22 protein-coding genes and 2 pseudogenes are annotated in these 24,425 nt (G+C 68.3%); 9 read left to right on the top strand and 15 right to left on the bottom strand.

What is annotated here, in order from left to right:
* Nucleotides 1-3 precede the first annotated feature (3 nt).
* Nucleotides 4-981, bottom strand: a complete 978-nt coding sequence (locus tag SLP03_RS05310; RefSeq protein WP_319459380.1) for a hypothetical protein — start codon at nt 979-981, stop codon at nt 4-6.
* Nucleotides 982-1,268: 287 nt separating this feature from the next.
* On the opposite strand from SLP03_RS05310, the gene SLP03_RS05305 reads away from it, so the two are divergent.
* Nucleotides 1,269-1,709, top strand: coding sequence for a hypothetical protein (locus SLP03_RS05305; protein WP_319459379.1), 441 nt, complete (start codon nt 1,269-1,271; stop codon nt 1,707-1,709).
* A gap of 226 nt (nt 1,710-1,935) precedes the next feature.
* Here the strand turns inward: SLP03_RS05305 and SLP03_RS05300 are convergent, their stop codons facing one another.
* Nucleotides 1,936-2,430 carry a YfbM family protein gene (locus SLP03_RS05300; RefSeq protein WP_319459402.1) on the bottom strand — a complete coding sequence of 165 codons (495 nt, stop codon included), beginning with the start codon at nt 2,428-2,430 and terminating at the stop codon, nt 1,936-1,938.
* Nucleotides 2,431-2,665: 235 nt separating this feature from the next.
* Between SLP03_RS05300 and SLP03_RS05295 the strand changes: the two genes are divergently transcribed.
* Nucleotides 2,666-2,989, top strand: coding sequence for a hypothetical protein (locus SLP03_RS05295; protein ID WP_319459378.1), 324 nt, complete (start codon nt 2,666-2,668; stop codon nt 2,987-2,989).
* A gap of 308 nt (nt 2,990-3,297) precedes the next feature.
* On the opposite strand, the gene SLP03_RS05290 is transcribed toward SLP03_RS05295, so the two are convergent.
* Together SLP03_RS05290 and SLP03_RS05285 are read right to left on the bottom strand one after the other, a co-directional pair.
* Nucleotides 3,298-3,888, bottom strand: coding sequence for a class I SAM-dependent methyltransferase (locus SLP03_RS05290; protein WP_319459377.1), 591 nt, complete (start codon nt 3,886-3,888; stop codon nt 3,298-3,300).
* A 19-nt stretch (nt 3,889-3,907) separates the two neighbouring features.
* A complete protein-coding gene (locus SLP03_RS05285) occupies nt 3,908-4,654 on the bottom strand; it encodes a hypothetical protein (RefSeq protein ID WP_319459376.1) in 747 nt (248 codons plus the stop codon).
* Nucleotides 4,655-4,799: 145 nt separating this feature from the next.
* Here SLP03_RS05285 and SLP03_RS05280 point away from each other — a divergent pair, with 145 nt between their 5' ends.
* Nucleotides 4,800-5,444 carry a TetR/AcrR family transcriptional regulator gene (locus tag SLP03_RS05280; protein ID WP_319459375.1) on the top strand — a complete coding sequence of 215 codons (645 nt, stop codon included), beginning with the start codon at nt 4,800-4,802 and terminating at the stop codon, nt 5,442-5,444.
* 274 nt (nt 5,445-5,718) lie between these two features.
* On the opposite strand, the gene SLP03_RS05275 is transcribed toward SLP03_RS05280, so the two are convergent.
* Nucleotides 5,719-6,702 carry a YncE family protein gene (locus SLP03_RS05275; protein WP_319459374.1) on the bottom strand — a complete coding sequence of 328 codons (984 nt, stop codon included), beginning with the start codon at nt 6,700-6,702 and terminating at the stop codon, nt 5,719-5,721.
* 665 nt (nt 6,703-7,367) lie between these two features.
* Nucleotides 7,368-8,537, bottom strand: coding sequence for an ABC transporter permease (locus tag SLP03_RS05270; RefSeq protein ID WP_319459373.1), 1,170 nt, complete (start codon nt 8,535-8,537; stop codon nt 7,368-7,370).
* 31 nt (nt 8,538-8,568) lie between these two features.
* Here SLP03_RS05270 and SLP03_RS05265 point away from each other — a divergent pair.
* A pseudogene (locus SLP03_RS05265) lies at nt 8,569-9,437 on the top strand (IS5 family transposase).
* 6 nt (nt 9,438-9,443) lie between these two features.
* Here the strand turns inward: SLP03_RS05265 and SLP03_RS05260 are convergent.
* The 5 genes from SLP03_RS05260 to SLP03_RS05240 all read right to left on the bottom strand — a co-directional run bounded on the left by SLP03_RS05260 (nt 9,444) and on the right by SLP03_RS05240 (nt 15,251).
* Nucleotides 9,444-10,565 carry a DUF418 domain-containing protein gene (locus SLP03_RS05260; protein WP_319459371.1) on the bottom strand — a complete coding sequence of 374 codons (1,122 nt, stop codon included), beginning with the start codon at nt 10,563-10,565 and terminating at the stop codon, nt 9,444-9,446.
* Nucleotides 10,566-11,726: 1,161 nt separating this feature from the next.
* On the bottom strand, nt 11,727-12,374 hold the full coding sequence (locus tag SLP03_RS05255; protein WP_319459370.1) for a hypothetical protein: 648 nt from the start codon (nt 12,372-12,374) through the stop codon (nt 11,727-11,729).
* Between the two features lie 20 nt (nt 12,375-12,394).
* Nucleotides 12,395-12,952 (bottom strand): TetR/AcrR family transcriptional regulator, encoded by a 558-nt coding sequence (locus SLP03_RS05250; RefSeq protein ID WP_319459369.1) that lies wholly within the window; start codon nt 12,950-12,952, stop codon nt 12,395-12,397.
* A 572-nt stretch (nt 12,953-13,524) separates the two neighbouring features.
* Nucleotides 13,525-14,187: a response regulator transcription factor gene (locus SLP03_RS05245; RefSeq protein WP_319459368.1), complete on the bottom strand. Its 663-nt coding sequence runs from the start codon at nt 14,185-14,187 to the stop codon at nt 13,525-13,527.
* Nucleotides 14,184-15,251, bottom strand: a complete 1,068-nt coding sequence (locus SLP03_RS05240; RefSeq protein ID WP_319459367.1) for a sensor histidine kinase — start codon at nt 15,249-15,251, stop codon at nt 14,184-14,186. The genes SLP03_RS05245 and SLP03_RS05240 overlap by 4 nt, the downstream gene beginning before the upstream one ends.
* Nucleotides 15,252-15,517: 266 nt before the next feature.
* On the opposite strand from SLP03_RS05240, the gene SLP03_RS05235 reads away from it, so the two are divergent.
* The gene (locus tag SLP03_RS05235) at nt 15,518-15,940 is read left to right on the top strand and encodes a DUF6223 family protein (protein ID WP_319459366.1); all 423 of its coding nucleotides are present in this window, start codon (nt 15,518-15,520) and stop codon (nt 15,938-15,940) included.
* 142 nt (nt 15,941-16,082) lie between these two features.
* Here SLP03_RS05235 and SLP03_RS05230 read toward each other — a convergent pair whose 3' ends face one another.
* Nucleotides 16,083-16,487 (bottom strand): VOC family protein, encoded by a 405-nt coding sequence (locus SLP03_RS05230; RefSeq protein WP_319459365.1) that lies wholly within the window; start codon nt 16,485-16,487, stop codon nt 16,083-16,085.
* A complete protein-coding gene (locus SLP03_RS05225) occupies nt 16,444-17,274 on the bottom strand; it encodes an ArsR family transcriptional regulator (RefSeq protein ID WP_319459364.1) in 831 nt (276 codons plus the stop codon). The genes SLP03_RS05230 and SLP03_RS05225 overlap by 44 nt, the downstream gene beginning before the upstream one ends.
* Nucleotides 17,275-17,939: 665 nt before the next feature.
* Here SLP03_RS05225 and SLP03_RS05220 point away from each other — a divergent pair.
* Both SLP03_RS05220 and SLP03_RS05215 read left to right on the top strand, forming a co-directional pair.
* Nucleotides 17,940-19,142 (top strand): hypothetical protein, encoded by a 1,203-nt coding sequence (locus tag SLP03_RS05220; RefSeq protein ID WP_319459363.1) that lies wholly within the window; start codon nt 17,940-17,942, stop codon nt 19,140-19,142.
* Between the two features lie 742 nt (nt 19,143-19,884).
* Nucleotides 19,885-20,088 carry a hypothetical protein gene (locus SLP03_RS05215; RefSeq protein ID WP_319459362.1) on the top strand — a complete coding sequence of 68 codons (204 nt, stop codon included), beginning with the start codon at nt 19,885-19,887 and terminating at the stop codon, nt 20,086-20,088.
* Between the two features lie 168 nt (nt 20,089-20,256).
* Here SLP03_RS05215 and SLP03_RS05210 read toward each other — a convergent pair whose 3' ends face one another.
* Together SLP03_RS05210 and SLP03_RS05205 are read right to left on the bottom strand one after the other, a co-directional pair.
* Entirely contained in the window at nt 20,257-21,591 is a 1,335-nt protein-coding gene (locus SLP03_RS05210; RefSeq protein ID WP_319459361.1) for a hypothetical protein, read from the bottom strand.
* Between the two features lie 400 nt (nt 21,592-21,991).
* A pseudogene (locus SLP03_RS05205) lies at nt 21,992-23,080 on the bottom strand (IS630 family transposase).
* 205 nt (nt 23,081-23,285) lie between these two features.
* Between SLP03_RS05205 and SLP03_RS05200 the strand changes: the two are divergent.
* Both SLP03_RS05200 and SLP03_RS05195 read left to right on the top strand, forming a co-directional pair.
* Nucleotides 23,286-23,522, top strand: coding sequence for a hypothetical protein (locus SLP03_RS05200; protein ID WP_319459360.1), 237 nt, complete (start codon nt 23,286-23,288; stop codon nt 23,520-23,522).
* Between the two features lie 239 nt (nt 23,523-23,761).
* Entirely contained in the window at nt 23,762-24,178 is a 417-nt protein-coding gene (locus SLP03_RS05195; RefSeq protein ID WP_319459359.1) for a hypothetical protein, read from the top strand.
* The last annotated feature ends 247 nt before the right edge of the window (nt 24,179-24,425 follow it).

The raw sequence follows: 24,425 nt of genomic DNA, 5'->3' as shown, positions 1-24,425 counted from the left end.
TCATCACGAGGCAAGCTGGCGGCACGCAACCCGGCTGCGTGGTAGTCCAGCTTGCGTAAAGACCAGCCCGCAGCTCCCGTTCTTCGGATCCCAGACTTGGTGGTTGGCGACCAGAGCCCGAAGCAGCGCACGCTGCGAGTCGGTCAAGGGCCTGCGCTGTCCGTACGGCTCGGCGAAGGCGAAGCGCACCAAGGCGCCCCACCCCTTCTCGAATCCGGTCCAATTGTCCCGTCTGGCAACCTCGCAAGCGGCCGTGGCGATCGTGTCGAAGGTGGGGGCGACGCGAATCGCTGCGGCGACGAGTTCGAACTGGTGCAGGCTTGGTGGCGGCGGATCCCCCAGCGCGGCGAGGATTAGCTGTTGGCTGCGCGGATCGTCTTCGTGGGCTAGCGCGGCCCGCAGCCGGACCGCAGGGTCTGGGTCGGAGAGCAGGCCACGAACGTCGACGCCGAGCCTGCCGAGGCAGCAAACCCGCGGGGATCGAGGGCCAGAGCCGCGTTGCAACCAGCCTTGAATCAGGGCGGCGAGTGCCTCGCGCCGGTCGACCAGAGGCGCCATCTGGGCAATCACCACCAGATTTTCCGCGTAGAACAGAGCGTAGTCCGGGATCGATGTCTCCAGCAGCGGAAGCACCACCGGGTATGCCGCCGCCACAGCATCAGCAACGTCTGGCAGTTCCTCGGCGAAGTGAGGGCTCTCTGCCAGGTTGGTCACGCTCAAGGCCGCGTCCCCCAGGAACTCCACGAGCGATGTGACCGCGTCCGGGTGCGTCCGGCCCTCGGCGAGCAGTGCGGTCACGGCCCGAACGGCCGGAGCGGTGGCTGTCTCGAAGAAACCCTGGTGCAGCACCGCGACTTGGAGATGGTCCAGCGCTTCCTCGCGGGCTGCGGCATCGCCGAACTCCAACGCGCGCAGATGCCCCGGGGCGTCGGTCGCTCGGCCGTACGCGTGCCGCAGCCCCCACCAGTCAACCGTCATCATCGCCCCCGCGTCGCCAAGAGAGCATTGATGATGGCAAGGCCGCTCCAACCACGCCACTGCGTCAGTGCGGCCCCTTCGGCAACGCCGCGAGGGGCTGGCTATGTCCCGGAGGCCATGTACGCGGCCAGGATGTAGTTAGAGTGCCGGTCGAGGTTCTTGTGGGCCCGGTCGTAGCGCATGGTGGTTCGCGGGTCGGCGTGGCGGGCGGCGACACCCTTTTTGGACTGGCGGCGCTCGATGCGGTCGGGGCTGTCGTTCGCCGGGGGCTGACAGGCTAGTTTGCTCGGATGAGTCTCCTCGATGACGTCGCGAGGCGTGACAGCTGGCGATGCTGGGTGTGCGACGAGCCGGTCGACGCCGACATGTCGGTGAACGACGCGCGTGGTCCCAGCGTCGACAGCCGCACCGCCGACAAGAAGGCCAAGGTCGCCGAGCGACTTGCGCACCGTGCCTGCAACACCCGCAAGGGCGCCGTCAAGGTGGTCATCGCCTGGCCGGACCGTCTGCACGTGGTGGAGCCCGCGCCGCTGATCACCGTCGCCGAGCGGCTCGAACGCAAGGGTGGCCGCGAGTTGGTCGCCCGCTGTCCGAGCAAGAAGGACGCCCAGGAGGCGGCGGACTGGCTGGTCGACCGGTTCTCCCGGCTGGTGCCCGGACTGCCGGTGACCGCAAGCGTCGAGGCGGGCGGCGGACAGTACCTCGTCGCCCTGGCCACCGGCCGCCGCTGACCGGCTGCCTGGTCGGCGGGCCGCCGCCGACCAGGGCAGCCCGGACCCGAGCCACCACCAGCGCTGCTCGCCACCCACGACACCCCGCCGCTCACAGTGCGTCGACGGCAGCAAGCCGCTCGCGCGTTTTCAGCGGCAGTTGAGTGCGCGACCGAACGCGCGGATCGCGGCAGAAGCGGGCACCTGATCCCCTCGGACACCGGCACCCGAAGACAGCCGGGCGGCGTCAGGTGATGGCCAACAGGACGGCCTGCCCGTTCACGGCTGCGGCGTGGTAGAACCGGCGCAGTTCGGTGAAGTGCGACATAAGGTAGTCGAACTCGTCGGTGCCGTTGGTCCAGATATCCGGGTAAATGTCGGCGGCTGTCATGGCGTCCGGGTCGAAGCGGGTGCGCAGCGTCTCCACATCCAGCGCGTCGAGCGCGGTGGCGATGGCGCGGCCGGTGTCCGGGTCGAGCAGCCGGGCCGGGCCGTAGCCACCATCCTGACCGATCTCGTCGCCGCCGAGGATCGCCGCGCCGGCACCCTCGCCGATCTGCCAGGCAGTGCCGGTGAGCAGGTAATGGATGCCGTGCCACGACTTGTCCAGGTCCAGCTCGGGCTCGGGCATCTCGGCCTCATCGTCGTCGCGGTCGCCGTAAAGCAGCGTGTCGACCGCCGTCGGGTCGGCGAGCACCCCTGCCAACTCCTCGGCCGACAACCGGCGCCCGATCAACACCATGCCCACGAAGCGGCCCCTCCTCGATCGGCGGCGTGCTGTCACGCCGGCCGACGGTTCTCTCAAGCGGGGCCGTACCGCAACCTCTATCTGCCCTTGAGGATCAGCAGGTCCCCACGGGCGACCTCACCGATAGCCAACACGACCACCAGCGTGACCGCTTCGGCTGAGCCCGGCCTGCATGTCGGCGGCATTAGAAGAGTGCTTCACGAGCGGGTAGCCGATACCGTTCCGGCCCATGAATGACCACTGGCGCGAGCCGGATCGTCACGCGCCGTTGAGCGGTGCGCAGGCTGCTGACGTCGTTCGGAGACGAATCGACCACGGAATGCTCGAAACGTGGTTCGAGCACGACCGAGGTCGACTGCTCGCTGTCGTTAGCAACGGCACCCGCGCCTTGATCATGCTGCTGGAGGAACCGGGCGACCCCGGTGAGCACGCCATCGACCCGACCGGGACCGGTCAACAGGACGGGTTCGTCCTCGGCGAGCGGACTACGGACGATGATTCCAGGTCAGCGACGTGGACGGATGCCGCCGGACGAAGCGCGCAGAACTTGTAAGCGAGATGTCCAACGGCAGCTGAGTTCAGCAACGCCAGCGACCGAACCGACCCCGACAGACCTCGATGAGGCTTGCTGACGCCCTACCAGCCTGCGCCGACTTCTTCGCCGGGAGTTACGGATCAGAAGGTCGACGGAACGGAAGTGGGCGGGGGTGACGACCTGAAGTAAGGAGCGGCCGTCACGGGGGAAACGGCCCACTCCGTCGCGAGAGCTTATCGAGCTGCCTGCGGCCGCAGGGCGCACAAGCGGGCGCGCTGACGCCGGCAGTTCAGCGATGTTCCGCGCGGGGACTTGGGGCGGTACCGTCAGGCTGGCGCCTGATCGATTGCCAGCCGGGCGAACAGGTGCAGCGGCAGCCGACCGGTGCGGACCGGGATGCGGCGTACGGCAGCGGCCGGGAATTCTCGCCGCGCCGCGTGTTCTGCGCGGTGCAGCATGAGCCGGGCGTCGTAGATCCACGCGCGGCCGGCGGGTCGCAGTACGCGGTGTATTTCGCGGACGACGGCCGGTACGTCTGACCAGTGGTGCTGGCTCATTGAGGACACGATCAGGTCGAACGAGCTGTCCGGGAACGGCATGTCGCTGGCGTTGGCGGCGATGAACGTGACGCGGTTGTCGCAGCCGGCGGCTCGCGCTGCCGCGGTTGCGTGCCCGATCATCTGTGCGGACAGGTCGATGCCGTCGATGGTGACCTGGGGTGCGGCTGTGGCCAGTTCGATCGGTATGGTGCCCGGTCCGGTGCCCACGTCGAGGATCCGGCTGCCCGGGGGCAGGTTCGCGGCAACGATGTCGGCGAGGAGCCGGGTGTGGACGCCGCGGAATGGGCGGCGGGTCAGGCGCTGGTAACGGGCTGGGCGGGTGGTGAGGCCGAGCATGTGCTCACGGGCATGCCGCATCGGGAGTCTCCTTGGTGGGTCAGGCCGGCACGGCCGGAGTGTGTGGGGCTCGCACGGGTGCGGTGCGCAGACGGATCAGTGACGTGATGTGCAGTGCCACCGCGAGTGGTACCGCCGTGGTGGGGATGAGAGCCAGTGGCAGCAAGGCGATGTCGGCGGTCGACGGGGAGATGTCCAGCAGCCGGTTGGGGCCGAGGCCGGCGAGGAATCCGATGCTTACCGCGACGATAAGGTCGAGGATGCCCAGGATGTTGAACCAGGTCGCGCCGGTGCGGTCGCCGCTGGCGAGTCGACGGGCGGTGAATGGGGCGGCGATACCGATGGCGATGTCGCCGAGGCCGGCGGGCACGGCGAACGCGGCCGGCAGCTTGCCGAGTGCCATGGCGATGATGAATGCGACGCCGACCACGCGGAAGGTCTGCGGGAGGGTGAGCCGGGCGAGCGATCCAGGCGAGCGCAGCGCCTGGCCCACGGCGGGGATCGCGGTGCCGATGAGCGCGGCGGCGAGCGCACCACCTGCGGCGACGCCGATCCATGGGCGGTTCTGGGACGCGGACTGGTGGTATGCGCCATCGTCGGCGAGTATCGCGCTGACGATGATCCACGCCGCCCAGACCGCGGCGAAGCCAGCGGCAACGGTGCCGGCGACACGGCGGTTCCCGACCCCGGGGATGGTCGAACGGAACAGCCCCATGGCGGTGGTGACTGGAATGCCGATGACTCCGATGAGCACCAGCGCCCACATGTAGAGCGGTAGATCAGCCACGACAGCCTCCCAAACAAGGAGTTCGCTTCCGTACACTGTGTTCGATTATCTGGGTGGGACGGCATCGGCCGTCAACAAGCAAAGCGGCGCCCGTGTGCGGTACCGAACAGAACCGCGAAACCGTCCGGGAACGGGAGGAGGAACCATGACGGAGGTCGGAGACCGCCGTGTGCGGCGCACCCGCAGGAACCTCGCCGAGGCCCTGACCGACCTGATCCTCGAACGGGGCTACGACGCGATCACCGTGCAGGACATCCTGGACCGTGCGGACATCGGCCGTTCAACGTTCTACGCACATTTCCGGGACAAGGAAGCCCTGCTGCTGTCGTGCTTCGACGACCTGCGCGACGATTTGCGGCGGGACCTCGACGCGATGACGCCTGGCGTCGAGCTGCACGATTCGGGCCAGCCCTCAATCGTGGTGTTCGCGCACGCCTACCGGCACCGCCGGGTCTACCGGGCATTGTGCGGACGACATGGCGGCAACATCGTCTACGGGCACCTGCACACGCTTCTCGCCGCCGCGCTGCGCACGCACCTCGCCCCGCATCTGGCCGCCAGCGGTTCACCGATCCCGGCCGAGGCAATGGCCGAGTTTTACACCTCCGGACTGCTGGGCATCCTCACCTGGTGGGTCAACCAAGGCTTCCCGCACGGGCCAGCTCACGTGGCGCAGATGTACGGCGCGATGGCCAACCCCGGAATCGTGGCCGCCATCGGACACCTACCACATTCGGACACCCCGCCGACAACACCATCGCACCGCGACACTGACCTTCCCACCGAGTGAACTGGCAATCGGGCGGTGCCGACGAGAGCTGTCCACGTGCGGCACCGGCGGCCAAGGCCTGCTGGGAAGCGCCCGGTCGACCGGCTCGGCAGAACCGTCTTCCCCCACGGCGCCCCGACTGCTCGTCGATGGCCGGCATCCGTGGGACCGCCCGGCGACACCGTTCCGCTGCGAAGCGGGGCAACCACGCGGTCGTGAGGCGAGACATCGGGGCTACGTGCTCGTGCGGCGTTGGTCACCTGGTCAAAGAGTCCGCCGCCGTCGTACCACACCGCTAGTTGGCCGGTTTGATCTGCGCGACCGTGTTGCCGTTGAACTCGGTGACCCATAGCTGGCCGTCCACCGCCGCGATCTGGCGCGGGCCTTTGATGTCGGTCACCCGGCCGGTCATCTCGCCGCTCTGTGGGTCGATCCGGACGAGCTGGTTGTCGTCGACACTGCCGACCCAGACCGAGCCGGTGGTGACGGCGATGCCGAAGAGGTGGCGGCCGAGGTTGGTGAACCGCTTCTGCACCGCCCCGCTGGCCGGGTCGAACCGGGTCAGCCCCTCCCGGTCGGTGACCCAGCCGGAGCCGAAGCCGAACGCGACCTCGGCTGGGTTAGGGCCCGCCGGGATCTTGGCGGTTACCCGACCGCTCGCCGGGTCGATCCGCCACAGCTGGTTACTGGACCCTTCCAGGTCGGCGACCCAGACCGCTCCGCCGTAGGCGACCGGGAACCCACCCTGGAGGCCGTCCACGGCGATCGTCCGGACTACCTTCCTGGTGCCTGGGTTGATCACGCTGATTGTCGAGTCGTAATGGTTGACCACCCACAGCTGTCCGGCCACCTCGGCGAAGCCGTTCGGGCCGGAGCCGACCGGGATGGTGGCGTCGGGCCGACCGGTGACCGGGTCGATCCGCAGGACGGCCGACGCCCCGTACGCGGCCGCCCAGACGCCGGTGCTGTCGGCATGTACGGACAGCGGGATCGGCATCCCGGACAGCTGCACCGTCCGGGCCAGCGTGCCAGTACGGGTGTCGATCTGAGCGACGGCGGCGCTGCCGTAGCTGCCGACCCAGAGACTGGTCGGAGTCGCGGACAGGCCATCCGGTTGGTGCATCACCGGTACGCGCCGGACGACCTCGCCGGCCGCGGGCAGCTCGGCACCGCCGGTGGAGGGGTGCGCCGACCTCGCCGGCGGTGCCGTGGTCGGCTTCGACGCGCAACCCGTGACAGCGAGCAGGACGGACAGACTGACGGCCACGACACGACGCATGCCCTCATGCCTACAGGGTGCGGCTCTCCCGGTACATCGGATTACCGGACTTATGTCCAATTGAGACCTCGGAGCCGACGCCCGAGGCTGACGGCCGGATCACGGTGACGCGCATACGACCGGGCCCGCGTGCTGGTGCGCATCGCGGCCCGGGCGTGGTCACTCGCTGCCTCGGCACGAGCCGGCTGACTCCTCCGCCTGGTCGGGATGCGGCGCTGTCCAGGCGCCCCCTGGACATCGCCGCACCCAGGCTCACGACAGGAACGGCGTGCCGTCCAACAGGGGGAGGACACCCCGGCCCGGTAGGCGCGCCGGTCGACCAGCCCCACAGGCGCCACATCGCCTCGTAACGGCTCGACGCGGGAAGCGAGCGGTCAAGTAGTTGGTCGATGCAGCGGACGGGATCGGCAGCATCGGGCCTGGCGGTCATCGTGGCCAGCAACCACTTGGTACCGGGGTGCGGCTCGCCTGCCGACAGTAGCCAGAATCGCCCCGCCCAGATCGCGTCCGACCCGCCGTGGGGCGAGAAGGTAATTTCCCAGGAAAAGTTGGTGATTACATGGCCGCCGGTATGCCCTGGTTCCTCACTCTCTTCGGCCGGAACGTGGCGAGGGTCGCCGCACGCAGCATCGGACGGAAGGCGCTGCCGCCGGTTGCGTCGATTCCTATAGCGAGACCGAACTGGGGCACGTGCGGGACAGGTGGAGCGACATGCGCAGTTTTCCTTGGTCGCGGCTATTCAAACGTGCCGTTTCCAGAGAAGTGATGCGGCGTAGCGGCATGGTGGCCGCGAGCGCGACCGTAAGCGCGGTGGTGAGTCCGGCGCCGAGGGTCCACCAGTAGCCGGATCCTGGCGGTTCCCACGGCATGTGGTTGACGCGGAGCACGTCGGCCGCGGCGGCGAGGCCGAGCAGGACACTCGTGGCGGCGATGCCGATGAGTGGTGCGGCGGTCTCGACGATCAGGACCCAGGACAGGTCGCGGGAGCGCATCCCGGCGAGTCGCAGCAGCGCGAACGGTCGTTTACGTTCGACCAGGCCGCCGGTGACGGACACTGCCAGGCTGAACCCGGCGATCACCAGGGTGATGAGCAGGACGCTGTTGCCAATGCGGTTCATCAGGTCCACCTGATGGTCGTTCTGTCCTTTGAGTTCGCCGACCGTCCACGGCAGTTTCGGTGCGTCGTCGGTGGTCGCGGACTCGATGGTCGTCCGTACCCATTCGATGGCGGCGGCGCTGGCGTCTGTGGTCACGAGCAGCCCGCGCATTGGCAGCGAATCCGGACTGGCGCTGGTGTCGATGCGGACGTCGCCGACGTCTCCGCCGGCGAGGCCGCGGGCGTCGACCGACACGGTGGCGGCCGGGTCCGGGCAGTCGGCCAGGGCGGCGGCGCGGAGGTTGGCGCAGCGGGTGACGACGCGGACCGGGTCGTTGTGGCTCGCCGGCAGCGAGCCGGCGTTGGTGCGCAGGTCGACGACGGCGGTGACACCGGGAATCGTGTGCAACTGTGCGACGAGGGCGTTGGTCCGGTCGGCGGACAGCGGCTCGGCGTTGTGGTCGGCGAAGTTCGTGCCGACCGTGCCGGGCAGAAGCACGATCCGGCCCGGGTCCGGCAAGCGGGCGAGAGTCGACGCCGACAGCGCGCTGATCACGGTTACCAGGAAGACTGTCAGAACGAGGCCGCTGATCGATCGGAAACTCGCGGACGGGTCCGCGGTCAGGCGATGCCCGGCGAGCGTCGTCGCGGCTCGGCGGCTGGTCCATATGAGCACCTTGCCGACTCCTGTGGTCAGCCACGGCCCGATGATGACGATACCCAGGATGAGTAGTGCCATGACGGCGGCGAGTTCCTAACAGAAGTGATCTATGCCTCTTCCGTCCTTTGCGGACGGTGATCTACGATGTCTGGCCGTGAGGCGTGGTGAGCAGCCGCCGTGGATCGTGCCGGACGGGTTGTGGCAGCGCCTTGAGCCGTTGCTGCCCAAGCCTGTGCTCCGCGATCCCCGGCGTCCGGGACGGAAACGGATCCCGGATCGGCGGGTGTTGTCCGGGATCCTGTTCGTGCTGCACACCGGCATCCAGTGGGAGTTCCTGCCCCAGGAGCTCGGGTTCGGGTCCGGGATGACCTGCTGGCGGCGGCTCGAGGAGTGGAACCGGGCCCGGGTATGGCAGCAGCTGCACGAACTGCTGCTTGCCGAGCTGCAGGCCGCGGGAAAGCTGGACTGGTCCCGGGCGGTCATCGACTCCTCCCACGTCCGTGCCGCCAGACGCGGCCCAAAAGCGGACCGAGCCCGGTCGACCGCGCCCGAGCGGGCTCGAAGCACCACATCCTGACCGAGGGCGCCGGCATCCCCCTGTGCGCGTCGCTGACCGGCGGCAACCGCAACGACGTCACCCAACTGCTGCCGCTGATCGACAAGGTCCCACCGGTCCGTGGCCGGCGAGGCCGGCCCCGCCGGCGCCCCGACGAACTGTTCGCCGACCGGGCCTACGACCACGACAAGTACCGCAAAGCGGTACGGGCCAAGGGCATCCGCCCGCGGATCGCCCGCCGCGGCACACCACACGGCTCCGGGCTGGGCGTCCACCGGTGGGTGATCGAGCGAACAATCGCCTGGTACCACGGCATGAAACGGCTCCGCATCCGGTGGGAACGCCGCGACGACATCCACGAAGCCTTCCTCAGCCTCGCGACCTGCATCATCACGTACCGACACGTCGTACGACTTTGTTAGGACCTCTTATCGGCGCCACGCCGGCCACTCGGCGTTGGTCACCGCCCGGAGGATCCACTCGACCGGGCCGTACCGGTGAGTCCTCATCCAGAGAGCGCTCAGTACCAGCTGCGCGGCGAAGATGCCAAGTGCGATGGCCAGTACGCCGGCCGGCGGTACCTGGCCGATCAGCCCGAGACCGAGCCCGGTGAAGATCAGAGCACAGATCAGGGACTGGCTCAGGTAGTTGGTCAACGCCATCCGGCCGGCCGGTGCGAGCGCGGCCGATATGTGACGCCCCGTCGGTGTGTGGAACAGCCGTAGCATCGTGGCGGCGTACGCGGCCGCCAGGGCCGTCCCGGTGAGGGTGGCTAAGGCAAGGCCCTCGTCCGTGGTGCGGCCGCCCAGGGCTACGACGGCAAACGCGCCGGCGAGACCAACCGGGTATCCAACGCGCTGGATCAGGCGCAGACCGCGAGTGTGTGCCGACACGTCGACCAGCATCCGGCGGCGGCTGGCGGCGAGCCCCAGAAGGAACATGGCCAGGGCGACCGGTCCTTGCAGCATCGCCGTCCCGATGATCATATGCGGAATCGAACGGACGTTCTGGGCGATGACGGAGGCCGGTCCGTCGGCCAGCGCAGCTGTAACGCTTTCCCCGGCCCTGAGGGCGGCCGACTGGTCGAGCGACGGCACCGCCGCCAGGGCCATCGAGCCGAAGAAGAGTACGACGACCCCCACGAGCAGGCCGGTCAGGATCACCGCCGTGCGCGGCCGGATCCGGTGTACGGCGAGCAAAACCAGCCCGAGTACGGCGTAGGTGGTGAGGATGTCGCCGTGGAAGAGCAGCACGGCGTGCAGTCCGCCAAGCACGAACAGGCCGGCCATCCGACGCAGGAATCGCGACCGGAAGGCGGTGTCCCGGCGCCGCGCCGAGTCGAGTTGGAGCGTGAAGCTGTAGCCGAACAGAAATGAGAAGAGCAGATAGAACTTCATCTCGAACAGCAGCGCCACACTGTCGCGGATCCCATGGTCAAGCCAGGAGGGGTACGCCGGGTCAGGGAAGCGGTGGAACGCGTAGCCCGAGGCGAAGTACCAGATGTTGACCAGCAGGATGCCGAACAACGCGAATCCCCGCAGCGCGTCCACGTCCAGGATCCGATCGAACGCATCACTGCTCGGTGGCGTCCGAGCCATAGGCCTCTTTACCCCGGGGACAGCGGTGTTCACCACGGCCCGAGCGGGATCCACGGGCCGCCGCCTGCCGCCTCACAACGGCCGGTCCCTGTCACCCCGGTCTTTCTTCCCGTCCCGGGATGTCGACATAACGGGGCATCAACAAGGGTTCAAGATCGTTCACCCGTCCAGCCGGCGCTGTTGCATTAGGGCATCGGGTGCTCTCGGCGCCGGAGATTTTCCGTTACGACGTTCCAGACGGCGGCAGGCCAGCCAACCGGCCACCGGAGAGCTCAAGCAGTGGGACCCTTTTGTCACGATTCTAGAGATCAAGGCTGTGCGCCAAGTTCGATCTTGCAGGAAGACTTGCGGCAAGTGATCATGATGAGCCCTTAATGCAACAGCGCCACAGGGACCGGCTGCTTGCGGTGTGGTGGCAGAGAACGCGAACTGTCGTCGCGAGCCGAAAACGCTTCGCCGGTGGCGCCCTCGTCATACGCCGCAGCGGAGCGTCGGAGGTAGGCGACCTGCCGCCACGACGCCGAAGAAGAACGGCCAGAACGCCCACGCGGCGCGGGTGGCAGATTCAGGGATACGAGCGGCAGCCGCGGAACACGTGTTCGGCGGCTGCCGCCCGTATCAGTGCAGGTGCGGCGGTATGCAGGGCCGGACCGACCCGCTGCCCGTGCCGACCGCCGCAACCGCCGCGAGCCGCTCACTCCAGCATCCCCCGCCCGAGCCGCACTCCCACCAGCGAAGCCCTCGCGTACGCCCCGCCTCGGTTCCGCGGCCGGCTTCTGCCATGACTGCCCGCCAGAGGCCGCCTCGACCCAGGCGCTGGGCTACACGCGCGGTGGAACTCGACAACGAGGGCACCGCCGTGGCACAGGACTGGAGTGCGATCGTCACGCTGTCCGAGGGGGAGCAGGTTCGCCAGCGCCAGCGGGGCCGAGTGGCGGCAGGACGGGCAGGCGGTCACCTTCACCGGGCCACCCGTACCGGCCGGACAATCGCAGACCTTAGGCGACGTCCACGCCCCGCTCGCCCAGGCGCCCGAGGAGTGCACGGTGGGCGACAACCCGTGCGATGGACTGTGAAACGCTTCGTGGCCTCGCCGAGGAGGCACCGGAAACGTCAGGAATCAGCCCTCGCCCGCCACAGTGCCAGCGCCAGCCAGGCCGAGCCAACCGCGACGAGCAGGCCATGTGCGACCCGGACGGCTGCGGGCGTGTAGAACTGCGGAAGGAAGAGGGTGAAGCCGAGTGCGAAGAGGATGCCGCTGGGGCGTGGCAGCACCCCCGAGCGCCAGACCGCGACGGCGGTCAGGACGGCCGACACCCCGAGCGCGATCAGGCCGAGCCCGAACGTCGTGATCGCGACCGGGTTGTATCGGACCGTGTCGACCAGGTCGAGCAGGTCGAGAGGCTGGCCCGCGGCGTACTTGCTGGCGATGGCGTGCCGGCCGAAGTCCTCGGCGCCGTAGTAGGGCAGGACGAGTCCCACGCCGATCCAACCGGTCACGACGGCGGCGAAGGCGAGCGGCTCGGCTCGGGTGTGCCTGACCGCGTCGCGTACGGCGAGCAGACCCAGCGTCACCAGGATGAAGCCGATCATGGCGAACAGGTGCGAGGCGACCCACCAGTTGGAACTCATCGCCCGGGTCGCGCCGTCGACCGTGGATTCGTCGTGCCACGGTCGGGTCGCCGGGTAGAGGGCGAACAGGACGCCGGCGACAGCGAGGGCGAGGGCGCCGAGCCGGGTGCGGGCGGGGGAGGTGGGCATCGTGTCCTCCAGCGTCAAGATCAGGTGTGGGGCAGGCTCGCGATGAACATCTGGATCAGTTGCTCGTGGGTGGTGTCCAGGTCCTCGGGCAGGCCGAAGCCGCCGGCCGCCTCGATCGAGGCGAAGCCGTGAACGATCGCCCGCAGGCAGCGGGTGGCGTGGATGGCGGCCTCGCCTTCGAGTCCGTAGCCACGCAGCACCGCGAGGAAGACCTCAAGCAGCCGTGCGCCGGCGCTCGCCAGGGCAGGGTCGTGCAGTGGATCCGGCGGCATCGCGGCGTGGCGGGCCGGATGTTCGACCGCATAGCGACGGTAGGTACGCATCAGGGTGGCGACGGCGTCGTCGCCGCTGCGGCCGACCAACGCGGTGGTGAAGCGTTCGGTCAGTTCTTCCATGATCCGTACGGCCATCAGTGTCCGCAGCTGAGCGAGGCCGCCGACGTGCTTGTACAGCGAGGGTGCGGCGACTCCGGTGCGTTCGGCGACCGCGGCCAAGGTCAGGGCATCCAGGCCCCGATCATCGATGAGGTCGAGCGCCGCGTCGACGACGGCCGCGGTGGACAGCCCGGCCCTAGGCATGAACGCGCTTTCGGCCGCCGGAGCGGGTCTGGGAGAGGGCGTGGCTAATCTCCATAGCCATAAGGCTACGCCGAATAGCCGAGGCCGTCAACGTTGGATCAAGGGTGGTGTTGAGACGGACCGTTCCGCTGCTGGCCCGTACGAAAGAGCGACGTTCGCCGCGACGTTCGCCGTCGGCATCCTTGAGATCACGGCAAGGTGGGAGAGCCCGAGCCGACCGCGAAGGAAATCTCGTTCAAGGCCGAGCGCGGCAGGAAGCAGTGACGCCAGACCGGCCTGATACCGATGTCGCACGTGGATCAACTGTCGCAGGTCGTCACGGACGGCGTCAGCGTCCCACACCGTCCGGTACAACAGCGGCTGCATCGCATCCGGCCGGGCGTGCCCGGCCCGCTCGGCCAACTGCCAACGTCTTCACTTCAAGATCGGTCAACAGCCCGGTCACGAACTCAGCCGCCGCACGACGCGGCTCCACCCGCTCGAACCGGCCCGCGAAGCCGTTGAAGTCCTGGTCGGAGTGGCCGACAACCGTGGGCAGCCGCGCAGGTTGGCGATCCACTGAAACCTTGGAGTCAGGAGTTGCGCGGGGCTACCAGGCCTGATTCATAGGCGAGGACCACGAGTTGGGCGCGGTCGCGGGCGTGGAGCTTGGTCATGGCTCGGTTGATGTGGGTCTTCGCGGTCATCGGGCTGATCACCATGCAGTCGGCGATCTGGTCGTTGGACAGGCCCTGCGCGACCAGGGCGACCGCCTCGCGTTCGCGGTTGGTCAGCTCTTCCAGCCCCGTGTCGGTGCCGGTGTTGAGTGGCTGGGTGACGTACCGGTTGATCAGCTTGCGGGTGATCGATGGTGCGAGCAGGGCGTCGCCGCGCGCGGCGACCCGTACGGCGTGCAGGAAGTCTTCCGGCTCGATGTCCTTGACGAGGAATCCGGCCGCGCCGGCGCGCAGCGCGTCGAAGACGTACTGGTCCAAGCCGTAGTTGGTCAGGATGACGACGTGCACCCGGGCCAGGGTCGGGTCTGCGGCGATGCGCCGGGTTGCCTCGATGCCGTCGACGACCGGCATCTGAATGTCGATGAGCGCGACGTCGGGCAGGTGTTCCTTGGCCAGCGCCAGGCCCTCGCTGCCGTCGGCGGCCTCGGCCACCACCTCAATGTCGTCCTCGACGTCAAGGAGCGCGCGGAATCCGCTGCGAAGGAGCGGCTGGTCGTCGACCAGCAGGACACGGATCATGACATTTGATCCACGGGAAGTTCGACTTGGACGGTGAAGCCGCCCTCGCGACGCGGTGCCGCCCGCAGGTGACCTCCGAGGGCGGTGACTCGTTCGCGCATCCCGAGCAGCCCGACGCCGGGCACCGGCGCGGTGTCCGACGTAGCCTTGCCGTCGTCATCGACCCGTATGACCAGAGCGTCGGGACGGTAGTCGATCCGGACCCACGCGGTAGCGGCGGCGGCGTGACGGGCGATGTTGGTCAGCGACTCCTGAACGATCCGGTAAGCGGTCCGGTCCACCGCGGCCGGCACGTCGTTTCGGTGTCCCTCGATCGTCAGCTTCGCGTCCAGGCCGGTCGTCCGGGCCCGTTGCACCAGTTCCGGGACTTGGTCGAGTCCACGCGGTGGGTTCTTGTCGTCGTCGCGCAGCGCCTCCAGGGTCGCTCGCAGTTCCCGGGCCGCCTCACGACCGGCCTCCCGAATCGCCAGCAGGGCCTCCGGCACCTGTTCACCCCGCTTGCGGGCCAGGTGGACGGCGACTTCGGCCTGCACCTTGATGACGGAGATCTGGTGGGTGAGCGAATCATGCAGCTCCCGCGCGATGTGCAGGCGCTCCTCGTTGGCGCGGCGCCGCGCGGTCTCCTCGCGGGTGCGCTCGGCCTCGTCCGCCCGGCGCTCGGCCTGTCGCAGCGCTTCACCCGCCGCGCCGGCGGCGATCAGCCAGGCCAGCTCGAGGGCACCTCGGGCCTGCGCGAACGCCTCGCCCGTGTCGTGCAGGCCCGAGGCCATTGCCGCGAGGGGGAGACCGGCCAGCATGATCACGCTCGCCGCCACCGTGATATTGCGGTGTCCCGCCCGCACGGCGGCGTACACCGCGAACAGGTATGCGACGGCAGGCACGTCGAAACCGGCCGCCTGGTAACCCACCGCGCACAGCCCGGTGACGGCCAGGACGGGAACCGGAGCGCGGCGGCGCGCGGCCAGCGCTAGGCCACCGGCCGTCAGTAGCGCGTAGCCGAGCAGGTCGAGGTTGGTGGCGGAGTGCTGCCCGGATAGCCCGGTGACCAGCAGGATCGCCGCCACGCCGGCGGCGATCGCCCAGTCTCTGACACCCATCCGTCCCCTGCTCATGCGCGCACCCTAACTGGATGCCTGCCCGGGCGACTCCTGCGCGCGGATGATCGGCCGGGTACCGCACACGCGGTACCTTCCCGGCTTCTGCGGCATCCGCGGCAGCCGGATGCGCCGCTTGCGGCAGCGTGAAGTGCCCGCGTCAGCAGGACGACAGGTGGTGGGTCCGGCGGACAGGATCAGACGACGTCCAGTCGTATGAGGAGAAGGAGCAACTCATGTCCGTCCGTCACCTGTTTGCCGCCGCCGCAGCCGCCCTGCTCGGGGGGTTCGGGCTTGCCAAACCAGCGGCCGCGCACGTCTCGGCCCAGTCGGCCGCCGTCGATGCTTACACCCTGACCACCGGGCGACTCGTGGGCACCGTCGCCGCACTGGTGGCGCTGGCCGGCGTGGTCGTCGGTGGGCTGGCTCTGGCCCGCTCCGCCGGTCGTATCGGAGAGGGCAACGGGAGAAGGGGGGCCACAGTGGCCCTGGTGGCGGGGCTGACCGGCATGGTCATCGGCGGGCTGGTGGTGGCCGCCGCCGAGGGTGGTCCCGGCACCGGCTACGGAATAGTCGGTGGCTTCGTGGCCCTGGTGATTGGGCTGATCGCCGCGGTCCTCGGCTGGCTCGCTCTGGCCCGCTCCCGCCGCACCGTCTGACCGGCTGACCGCAGCGAATACGAGCGCCGCGTTCGGGTCTGCCAGAAGACCGCCGCACCAAGTTCCAGCGCGCCGTACGCGCCCGTCCCAGCCTCATGACAACCGGCAGGAACGCCGGCGGATCGTTCACGGCGGGCTGCGGTCAGGTGGTTGGTGTGGCGGGGGAATTGTGGGCGGGTTGGAACAGCTCGATCAGGTTGCCGGCGGGGTCGGCGAGCAGGATCTGGCGCCCGCCGGGCCCGGAGACCGGCTCGCTGCGGAACGAGAGTCCCGCGCCACGGAGTCGGTCGATCTCGGCGTCCAGGTCCTCAATGGTGAGGTGGATGCGGTTACGGCCCGGACTTGTGGCGTCGTTAGGGGTAGCGCGGGCTCCGGAACTGGCTGGTCCGGACAGCAGCAGCCGCAGCGGGCCGCGTACCACGTCGGCGAAGGCGGGCGCGGCGCTGGTGTTCAGGGTGAAGCCGAGATGGGTGGTGTAGAAGTCGACGGCCGTCTGGACGTCATCAACGAGGTAACGGACACTGGCGTACTGGTCGAATGTGGTCACGACTGAATCTCCTTCCAGAGCGGGTGGCGGTGAGGACGGGCAGCAGGTGCCTGATGCGGGAGTCGATGTCGTTCGCGGTGTGCTGGAAGGCGGGGTAGCTGGTCTGGTCGGTGTCGCCGGCCGTGGCGGGGTCGGGGATGCTCCAGTGCACCCGCCGGGGATGGTCCGGAAAGTCAGGGCAGGCCTCGCGGGCCTTGTCGCACAGGCTGACCACGTAGTCGAACCGGCGGCCGGTCAACGTGTCCAAGTGCCGTGGGCGCCGATCGGTGATGTCGATGCCGAACTCGTCGTGCAGCACCCGTACGGCGTTGAGGTGAAGGCGGGGCTTGGGCCGGCTGCCGGCGCTGGCCACCTCGACCTGGCCGCCGGTGCAGTGGCGTAGCAGGGCCTCGGCGATCGGTGAGCGGGCGCTGTTGCCGGTGCACACGAACAGCACGCCGACGCGAGGCGAGCGCCGCGGGTCCACCGGGGGTATGTGGGGTAAAGAATCCCGGCGCAGCGCCGGGTGCAGCGTGGCGCCGGTATCGGCCAGGGCATCTGCGCAGCGATCCAGGGCCAGGTGGTAGTAGCTGTCGCGGCCGTCGAAGCTGCTGCGCGTGGCGGTGACCAGCCCGCCGTCACGCAGCAGCCGCAGATGGTAGGAGACCAGGTTCTGCGGCTCACCCACCAGCGTCACCAGTTCCCGGACCCGGTAGTCGCTCTCGGCGAGTTCGGTCAGCAGCCGCCACCGCAGCGGATGGGCGGCCAAGCGCACGAACTGCGGGGGAGCTTGACTCGACAACACCACAATCAGCAGATTACATCAAATGGGCTTGATGGAGTAGCAGGCCGACTTGGACGGGGTCGGCAGGCTGCCCGGAACTTACAAATAAGGGGGTCGGAGCCCGCTGCGAACAGCTGCCCGGCCGAGATGCAGAGCGACAACCCCGCCTGGGCCGTCTCTGGGCCATTTGGGCCGTCACCGGGCCGTCAAGTGCCGACCAATGACGACCAACGAAGACCGGCAGCAACCGATGAAACACCAGGTCAGCCGCTAGGTAGGTGCGGCTGACCTGGTGGGCGACGGACGAGTCGACCTGTACGCCGGAAGCTGTGTAGCCTGCCCGGCATGCAGTTCGCGGCCGGAGTGTCGTGATCGCCAAGGTCGACATCGGCCAGGTGGCGAAGCGTGGACCGGCGCGAGACAGGGTCGACGATCAGACTGTCGCCCAGGTGGTGGAGCATGCTCGCGCGGTGGGCCAACTCAAGCCGGACCCGCGCCACGACTTTGCCGGGGCCCTGCCCGCGAGCCCCGCGAAACCTCGAAGAGCCCGGATGAGGTCTTCAGCAAGATCTCAGGATTGGCGGTCCATGCTCTCCTGAGTGTCCTTGACGAAGGGGAGAATTGTGTCCGTTGCCACTGACCGGCTGGTAAGTACGCGCGGGTGGTTGACGAAAGTCCCGGCGATTACCATGACGTTCTGGGTCATTAAAGTGTTGTCGACGACGATCGGAGAGACGTTCGCGGATTATCTGACCGTGAACGTCGGCCTCGGCCCTGCCGTCACCGATGCGGTAATGATCGCGGTGCTCGTCGTCGCGCTTGTCATCCAATTCCGGACCCGCGCATACACGCCGTGGATCTATTGGTTGTGTGTGGTATTGGTGAGCATCGTCGGCACGCAGTTGACCGACTTCTTCACCGACACGCTGGGCGTAAGCCTGTACATCAGCACCGCCGTTTTCGCGGTCGTCCTCGCGGTCGTGTTCGCCGTCTGGTATCGCCAGGAACGCACCCTCGCGATCGCCTCCATCGACACTCCGCGCCGCGAGGCGTTCTATTGGGGCGCGATCCTCACCACCTTCGCGCTCGGCACCGCCGCTGGCGACCTTGCAACCGAGGCGCTCAGCCTGGGCTTCCGCAACGGGGTGCTGATTTTCGGCGGCCTGATTCTCGCGACGTGGGTCTCCTACCATCTGGGCGCTGGACAGGTGCTGACGTTCTGGATCGCCTACGTGCTCACCCGCCCGCTCGGCGCCTCGCTTGGTGACCTGCTGACGCAGGACAAGGATTTCGGCGGCCTGGGGCTGGGCGCGAGCGTGACCAGTCTGCTGTTCTTCGCCACGATCTTGGTCCTCGTCATCCGCGAGCAAGTTCTGGTCAGCCGCCATGGTGTGGCCGTCAAGGGCGCGGGGCCGCTCGGGGGCCACCGGCAGGACTACATCTGGGCCGCTGCGGCCGTCGTAGCTGTCGCGCTGGCCGGGTGGGCGCTGCGGCCGGCCGGGGACACGACGCAGACCGCCGAGCCGGCGGTCATTACGAACGCACAGCCCGGCGCCCAGGCCGGTGCCCCCGCAGCTCCCCCGCGGCAAGCTCATCCGACCTCGAAGCTGGGCAACCTAGGCAAATTCGCGGTCATCGTCACCGACGTCAATGCGAAGGTCGCCAAGAACGACCTGGTGGGCGGGAAGGCCCGGGTGAAGGATCTCGAGGTGGCATGGGACGACGCCGAGGCGGGGCTCAAGCCGCGCGATTCCGCCAAATGGCACCAACTCGACGACCAGATCGATGCGGTCCTGACGGCCCTGCGGGAGTCGAATCCGGTGCAGAGCGACTGCGCCTCGACGGTGGCCACCCTGATGACGACCTTGAACCAGTTCGACGGCGTCAGGTGATTCCCAATCTGGGATCGCCTGTCAAGGTGGCGGCTCGGTTGACCGTGTAGGTCGGCTGGTTGGAGGATCGTTGGTTGGGGAAGGTCGCCTCGTATGTCGGCGCTTCGCGCGCCCGACCTGTCAAGTTCCGTGAGGACTTGTCGAGGGACCTTCCCCGCCTTCGTGCTGTTGGTGGTTTGTAAACGGCCTCGACTCTGGTGGAGTCGCGGAGGCGGACTGGCAGCCCTTGGTGCTGGTGGTCTGAGCGACCTGGTCAAAGACGGTGCGCAGGAGCCGGGCGTCGAGGTCGGCGAGGCGGTACTTGCCGAGGTGGGGGATCAGGACGCGTTCGACGTCGCGGGTGTAGTGCAGGCGGGAGGTCGGGCGGATCCGGGTGTGCCGGACCGGTACGTCCAGCTCCTCGATCAGCCGGCCGGCCCGATCTGGACCGGTGATCCAGTACCACCGCCGGCGGCCCAGGGCGGTCGGAACCAGAGCCGGACGCCGTGCTCCCGATCTGCTCCCAATTTAAGGGGCAACAGCGCGGAAGCCCGTTACCAGTCGAACCGGTGACGGGCTTCCTACCTGGGTATATCTATGGTGGGCGATACTGGATCGAACCAGTGAGCGCTGACCCCGGTCCGAGGACGAAGGCCGCCGACCCCGCGACAGGTCGGCGGCCTTTCGCGTACAGCGCGAGGTAAACGCCGGCGACATTGACGTCTGCCGCGCCGGTGGCGAGCATGGGCGGGAGGGGGCCGCTATGGCGAACATCGACGTGGACCAGCTCAAAAGGGTGCTGTCGGCGGAGAAGACCCGGGCCGACGCCGACGCCGGCCGGCTGCGGGCCGTGAACCGGGCGCTGCGGCGGGTGCGGCCGGGACCGGACTTCGAGGCGCGCCACCGGCGTGCGCAGCCCGAACTGGCCGCGGTGTCTTCGACTGCGGTGCGCACGCTGGGGAAGTGACCTTCGTCCACGCAGCCGTAGACTGCCGGACATTGGCGAACCCCTCGTCGGACCGCCGCCGGATAATTTTTGAGACTGCCGCGTCAAGATCAAGTGACGTTGGAGTACTAGAACTTACAAACTAGAGGTCTACAACCCGCCGGTCGCGGCCACCGTTCGGGGGCTGTGTCAGGACCCGGACGCGAGACCCGTACGGCGGTGCCGTCGAGACCTGTGGAGCCTCTGAACGATCACGATGATCGCCGCGACAAGGCCGGCGAAGAGGACGGCCGCGACAGCGCAGGCGGCTCCCTCGACGACATGATCAAAGGTGGCCAGAGGCGGATGGCCGGCGCGGCTGAGGCTGCCGGTGACCACATCGTCGGCGACGTCCACCGACTCCGCGCCGGGCGAGCTGGATGCGAGCAGCACCTGCGGCGGCCCCGCCGCGGCCAGGACAAGGACGCGGGTCCCGAAGACATTGTCGAGATTCTCGACGCCCGACATGTACAGGCCTGTTTGATCGATCCCGGCGTCGCTATGCGGCTGGAAATCCACGATCTGATATGACGGATCCAGGTCGGCCGCAGTCCCCGCGTCATACGTCGCCACCACTGGGCGGCCGGTATGTGCCCAGCCGAGGATCCGGAGCGCCACCACGCCATCCACGACATAGGCCGTGCCCATGGTCGCACCGGTCGACACATCGATTGTAGTGAGCGTCCATCGCGCGTCGTACGCCCGCCCACAGCCGCACGGCCGCTCAGCGACCACGGCGAGCGCGCTCCCGTCGCGGGTCCACGCGCCCTTGCCCGCGATGCGGGTGCCGGCGGGAACTGCGAACGCGGCGATCGGGGCGCCCGTCGGCGTAACCACGACGATCCGGTTGCCGGACTGGTACGCGAGCTTCGTGCCGTCCGGTGAGAACGCGGCGAGCCAACCGTCGAATTTCGCTGTCATGTCGACGTCAGCGATCGTTGTCTCATGCCCGTCGGAGGTGTCAACAACCGATAGCACCGCGTGCGTCACCGGTGACGTCCATGCACCGCCGAACGTCTCCGGCGCCACGAAGTCCGGCTGCGTGTAGGTCACCGTCGCGAGATACCGGCCGTTCAGTGACCACGCCTCAGGGGCGCGGTAGTCGCCGCCGTCCGGCGGCAACCGCGTCGTCGCGCCGGTGGCGAGGTTTACGATCCCGTTCTCGACCGCGAGCTGCGTCCCGTTCGGGGAGAGGATGGCGTTAATGCCCGCGGTGGAGTTGAACGATTCCGGTAGCGTCCGGTATGCATCGCTGCGCAAGCCGGTGAGGGCAATGTCGAATTCCGATCCGTCCAGACCCCACGCCCCGCTGGTAAACACGACGCTGGCGGCCCCGATCGGCGTATGACGTGCGTCTGGCGTAAAGACGCCCGGCGCACCGAGGTGGCGTGGCAGGGACGGGGACGCGGTCACTGCCGCGTCGGTAGAACCAAATAGGACGAAGCCGCCGATTGTCGCCACGACCAGTAACGCGAGCCCGCCCACCCACCTCATACGCCAGACACGCCACCATCGGTTCCCGACCATGGCGATGTTCTTATCACCTGTCAGCGGGCCATGCGAATGTCCCCTTCCTGGTGGCCACCGAATGCCCCCACCCCGGTGGCTACCTCGGCCAGGTCAATCATCGGTGACCGCAAGCCCGTCTCAGCTCCGCTTCAACGTCTGACGCTCCCGACTGAGTGACCGACCAGGTGACGACGGACGCGCACAACGACGGACGCCCGTGGGCGCTGCACCGTTCGGGCAGGTCAGGCCCCATCTTCCCGCAGCTCATCGAGTAGTGATTGTTCCTTGACCCGGAAGATGTCTGCCCGGCCGCACCGGAGCAGCCAGGAGGCAGCGAACGCGTCGACAACCGATGGCGACGAACGACACGGAACGCCTAGTGTCCTGAGTCGTTAATTCGCCGGCAGTACGTGGCGAGGCTGTTGAGGATGTCGTCGGCGGTTCTGGTCCAGACGAACGGTTTCGGGTCGGTGTTCCACGCGTCGATCCAGGTGCGGACGTCGGTTTCGAGTTCGGCGAGGCTGCGGTGGCTGGATCGGCGGAGTTTCCGGTTGGTCAGTTCGGCGAACCAGCGTTCGACGAGGTTGAGCCAGGACGCCGAGGTCGGGGTGAAGTGCAGGTGGAAGCGGGGATGGGCGGCCAGCCACCGCTGCACCGCTGGGGTCTTGTGGGTGGCGTAGTTGTCCAGGACCAGGTGCAGGTCCAGCTCGGCGGGGGTGTTCGCGTCGATGGTCTTCAGGAACTTGAGGAATTCCTGGTGGCGGTGCTTGCGGTGGACCTGCCCGATGACCGTGCCGGTGGCGACGTCGAACGCGGCGAACAGGCTGGCCACGCCGTGGCGGACGTAGTCGTGGGTCTGCCGGGCGGGAACGGTGGGCATCATCGGCAGCATCGGTCGCGTTCGTTCCAGGGCCTGCATCTGCGACTTCTCGTCGACGCACAACACCATCGCCTTGACCGGCGGGTCGAGATACAGGCCCACCACGTCACGGACCTTCTCCACGAACAGCGGATCAGCCGACAGCTTCCACGTGTCCACCAGATGCGGCTTGAGGCCGAACGCCCGCCAGATCCGCGACACCGCTGTCTGCGACAGGCCGGCGGCCTTGGCCATCGACCGCGTTGACCAGTGACTATCCAGGTTGGACGGCTGCTGCTCCAACGTCCGGACGATGACCTCCTCGACCCGGTCATCGGTGATCCGGCGAGGCGCCCCAGGCCGTGGTTCGTCGGTCAACCCCTCCAACCGGCGGGCTAGAAACCGGCTACGCCACTTGCCGACCATGTCCCGCGTGACACCCAACCGCTCCGCGACGTGCGTGTTCACGAGGCCATCGGCGCACAGCAGCACGATCTTCGACCGCAACGCCAACGCCTGCGACGACTTACCCCGCCGCGCTCACCGGGTCAGGCACGCACGCTCGTCATCAGTCAGTTCCACCACACCACGCGGACGACCAGCCATCCCGACAGCCTACTATCTGCCGGCGAATTGACGACTCAGGACACTAGCTTCCTGCGGCGACGTGTACGGGACGACACCAGCCGTTGGCCGTTGATGTCAGCCAGCCGCGTTCGGGACGAAGGGGTCCAGCTCTGCCCGCAAGGCCGGCTGGGGGCGGGCCTTGCGCGTAAGCTGAGCGCCTCTCAGCGCCCCTGAAGGAGCCGCCATGCAGCCGCCGCCCCGCTTCCCAGCCGACAACCTCATCGACGAACTCTGCGCCCTGATCGCTGGGTATCACCTCGGCGACCGGCACGCCCAGGTCGTGACCTACCGGCCCGCGCATCGCCCGCAGGCAGAGGACCTCAGGCCTCGCCCACGAAGTAGGTCGGCCATCAAGCTGTCGACAGCAAAGCTGAAAGCGACCGCACCGGACGGCGGCGCGCGCGCCTATCCGCACCGGTAGGCGGAGTCAGCAGCGAGTCAGCAAACAGGCTGCTGTACGACGGCGACGGACGGGAAGGAGCGACTGGACGGCCCGTGCCTGAGCGGGCAGGACGATGCCTGCTAACACTGAATGACAACCGCGACCAGGCTCCCCCCGACGGGGGTCATAGGTCGGAACTGCTCCAATGCGAGAGGACAGGCGCATGGCTTGCGGCCGGCACCATGAGCGCAGCGTGCCGTACAGCTGACGGAGGCGACATGGGGCGGGCAGACCGCAGTGAGCAGACCCGGCATCCGGCCAGTCGGACGCTGCGCGCCGCCGTCCTCGGTGCGGTCGTCGCGTTCGCGCTGGTGACTCCGACCGCGGCGGTGCTGCTAAAGCGGGACGCCGAGGCCGGGCCAAACTTCGACCGACTGGACGTCATGATCTGGGCGGCCTTCGCGTACCTGCTGGTGCTGCCGGTCTGCGCCGGCGTCGCCTGCTGGCTGCTGGGGCTGCCCCGGCCGTGGCTGGTGGTCCTGCTCGGCGAACTGCTGCTCACGGTCGTCCTGCGGGTTGGCCACAACACCGGTCCTCACCACTCGCCCGCCTGGGTCTACGGCCTCCAGGGTGCAACGGCCTTCGGCCTCGCCGCCGGACTGACCGCACTGCTGCCGTCGCGCTACCCGGTGTAGCCGACGGGGTACTCCCGACGCCGCCACGACCCGGGTGGGAGTTACTGCCAGGGCCCTCGACAGCAACGGCGACAGCAACAGGCTGGGACGGAGACGACCAGGGCGAGTGGACTACGGACGATCATTCCAGGTCAGCAACGTGGACGGATGCCGCCGGACGAAGCGCGCAGAACTTGTAAGCGAGATGTCCTGACCGCGACTGGGGTCTGGGGCATGGGGCTGGCGGAGCGACGGCGGTCGTGGACCC

This window comes from Micromonospora sp. RTP1Z1, from assembly GCF_033804685.1.
GTDB lineage: Bacteria > Actinomycetota > Actinomycetes > Mycobacteriales > Micromonosporaceae > Micromonospora.
This window is presented reverse-complemented; position numbering and strand designations above follow the sequence as displayed.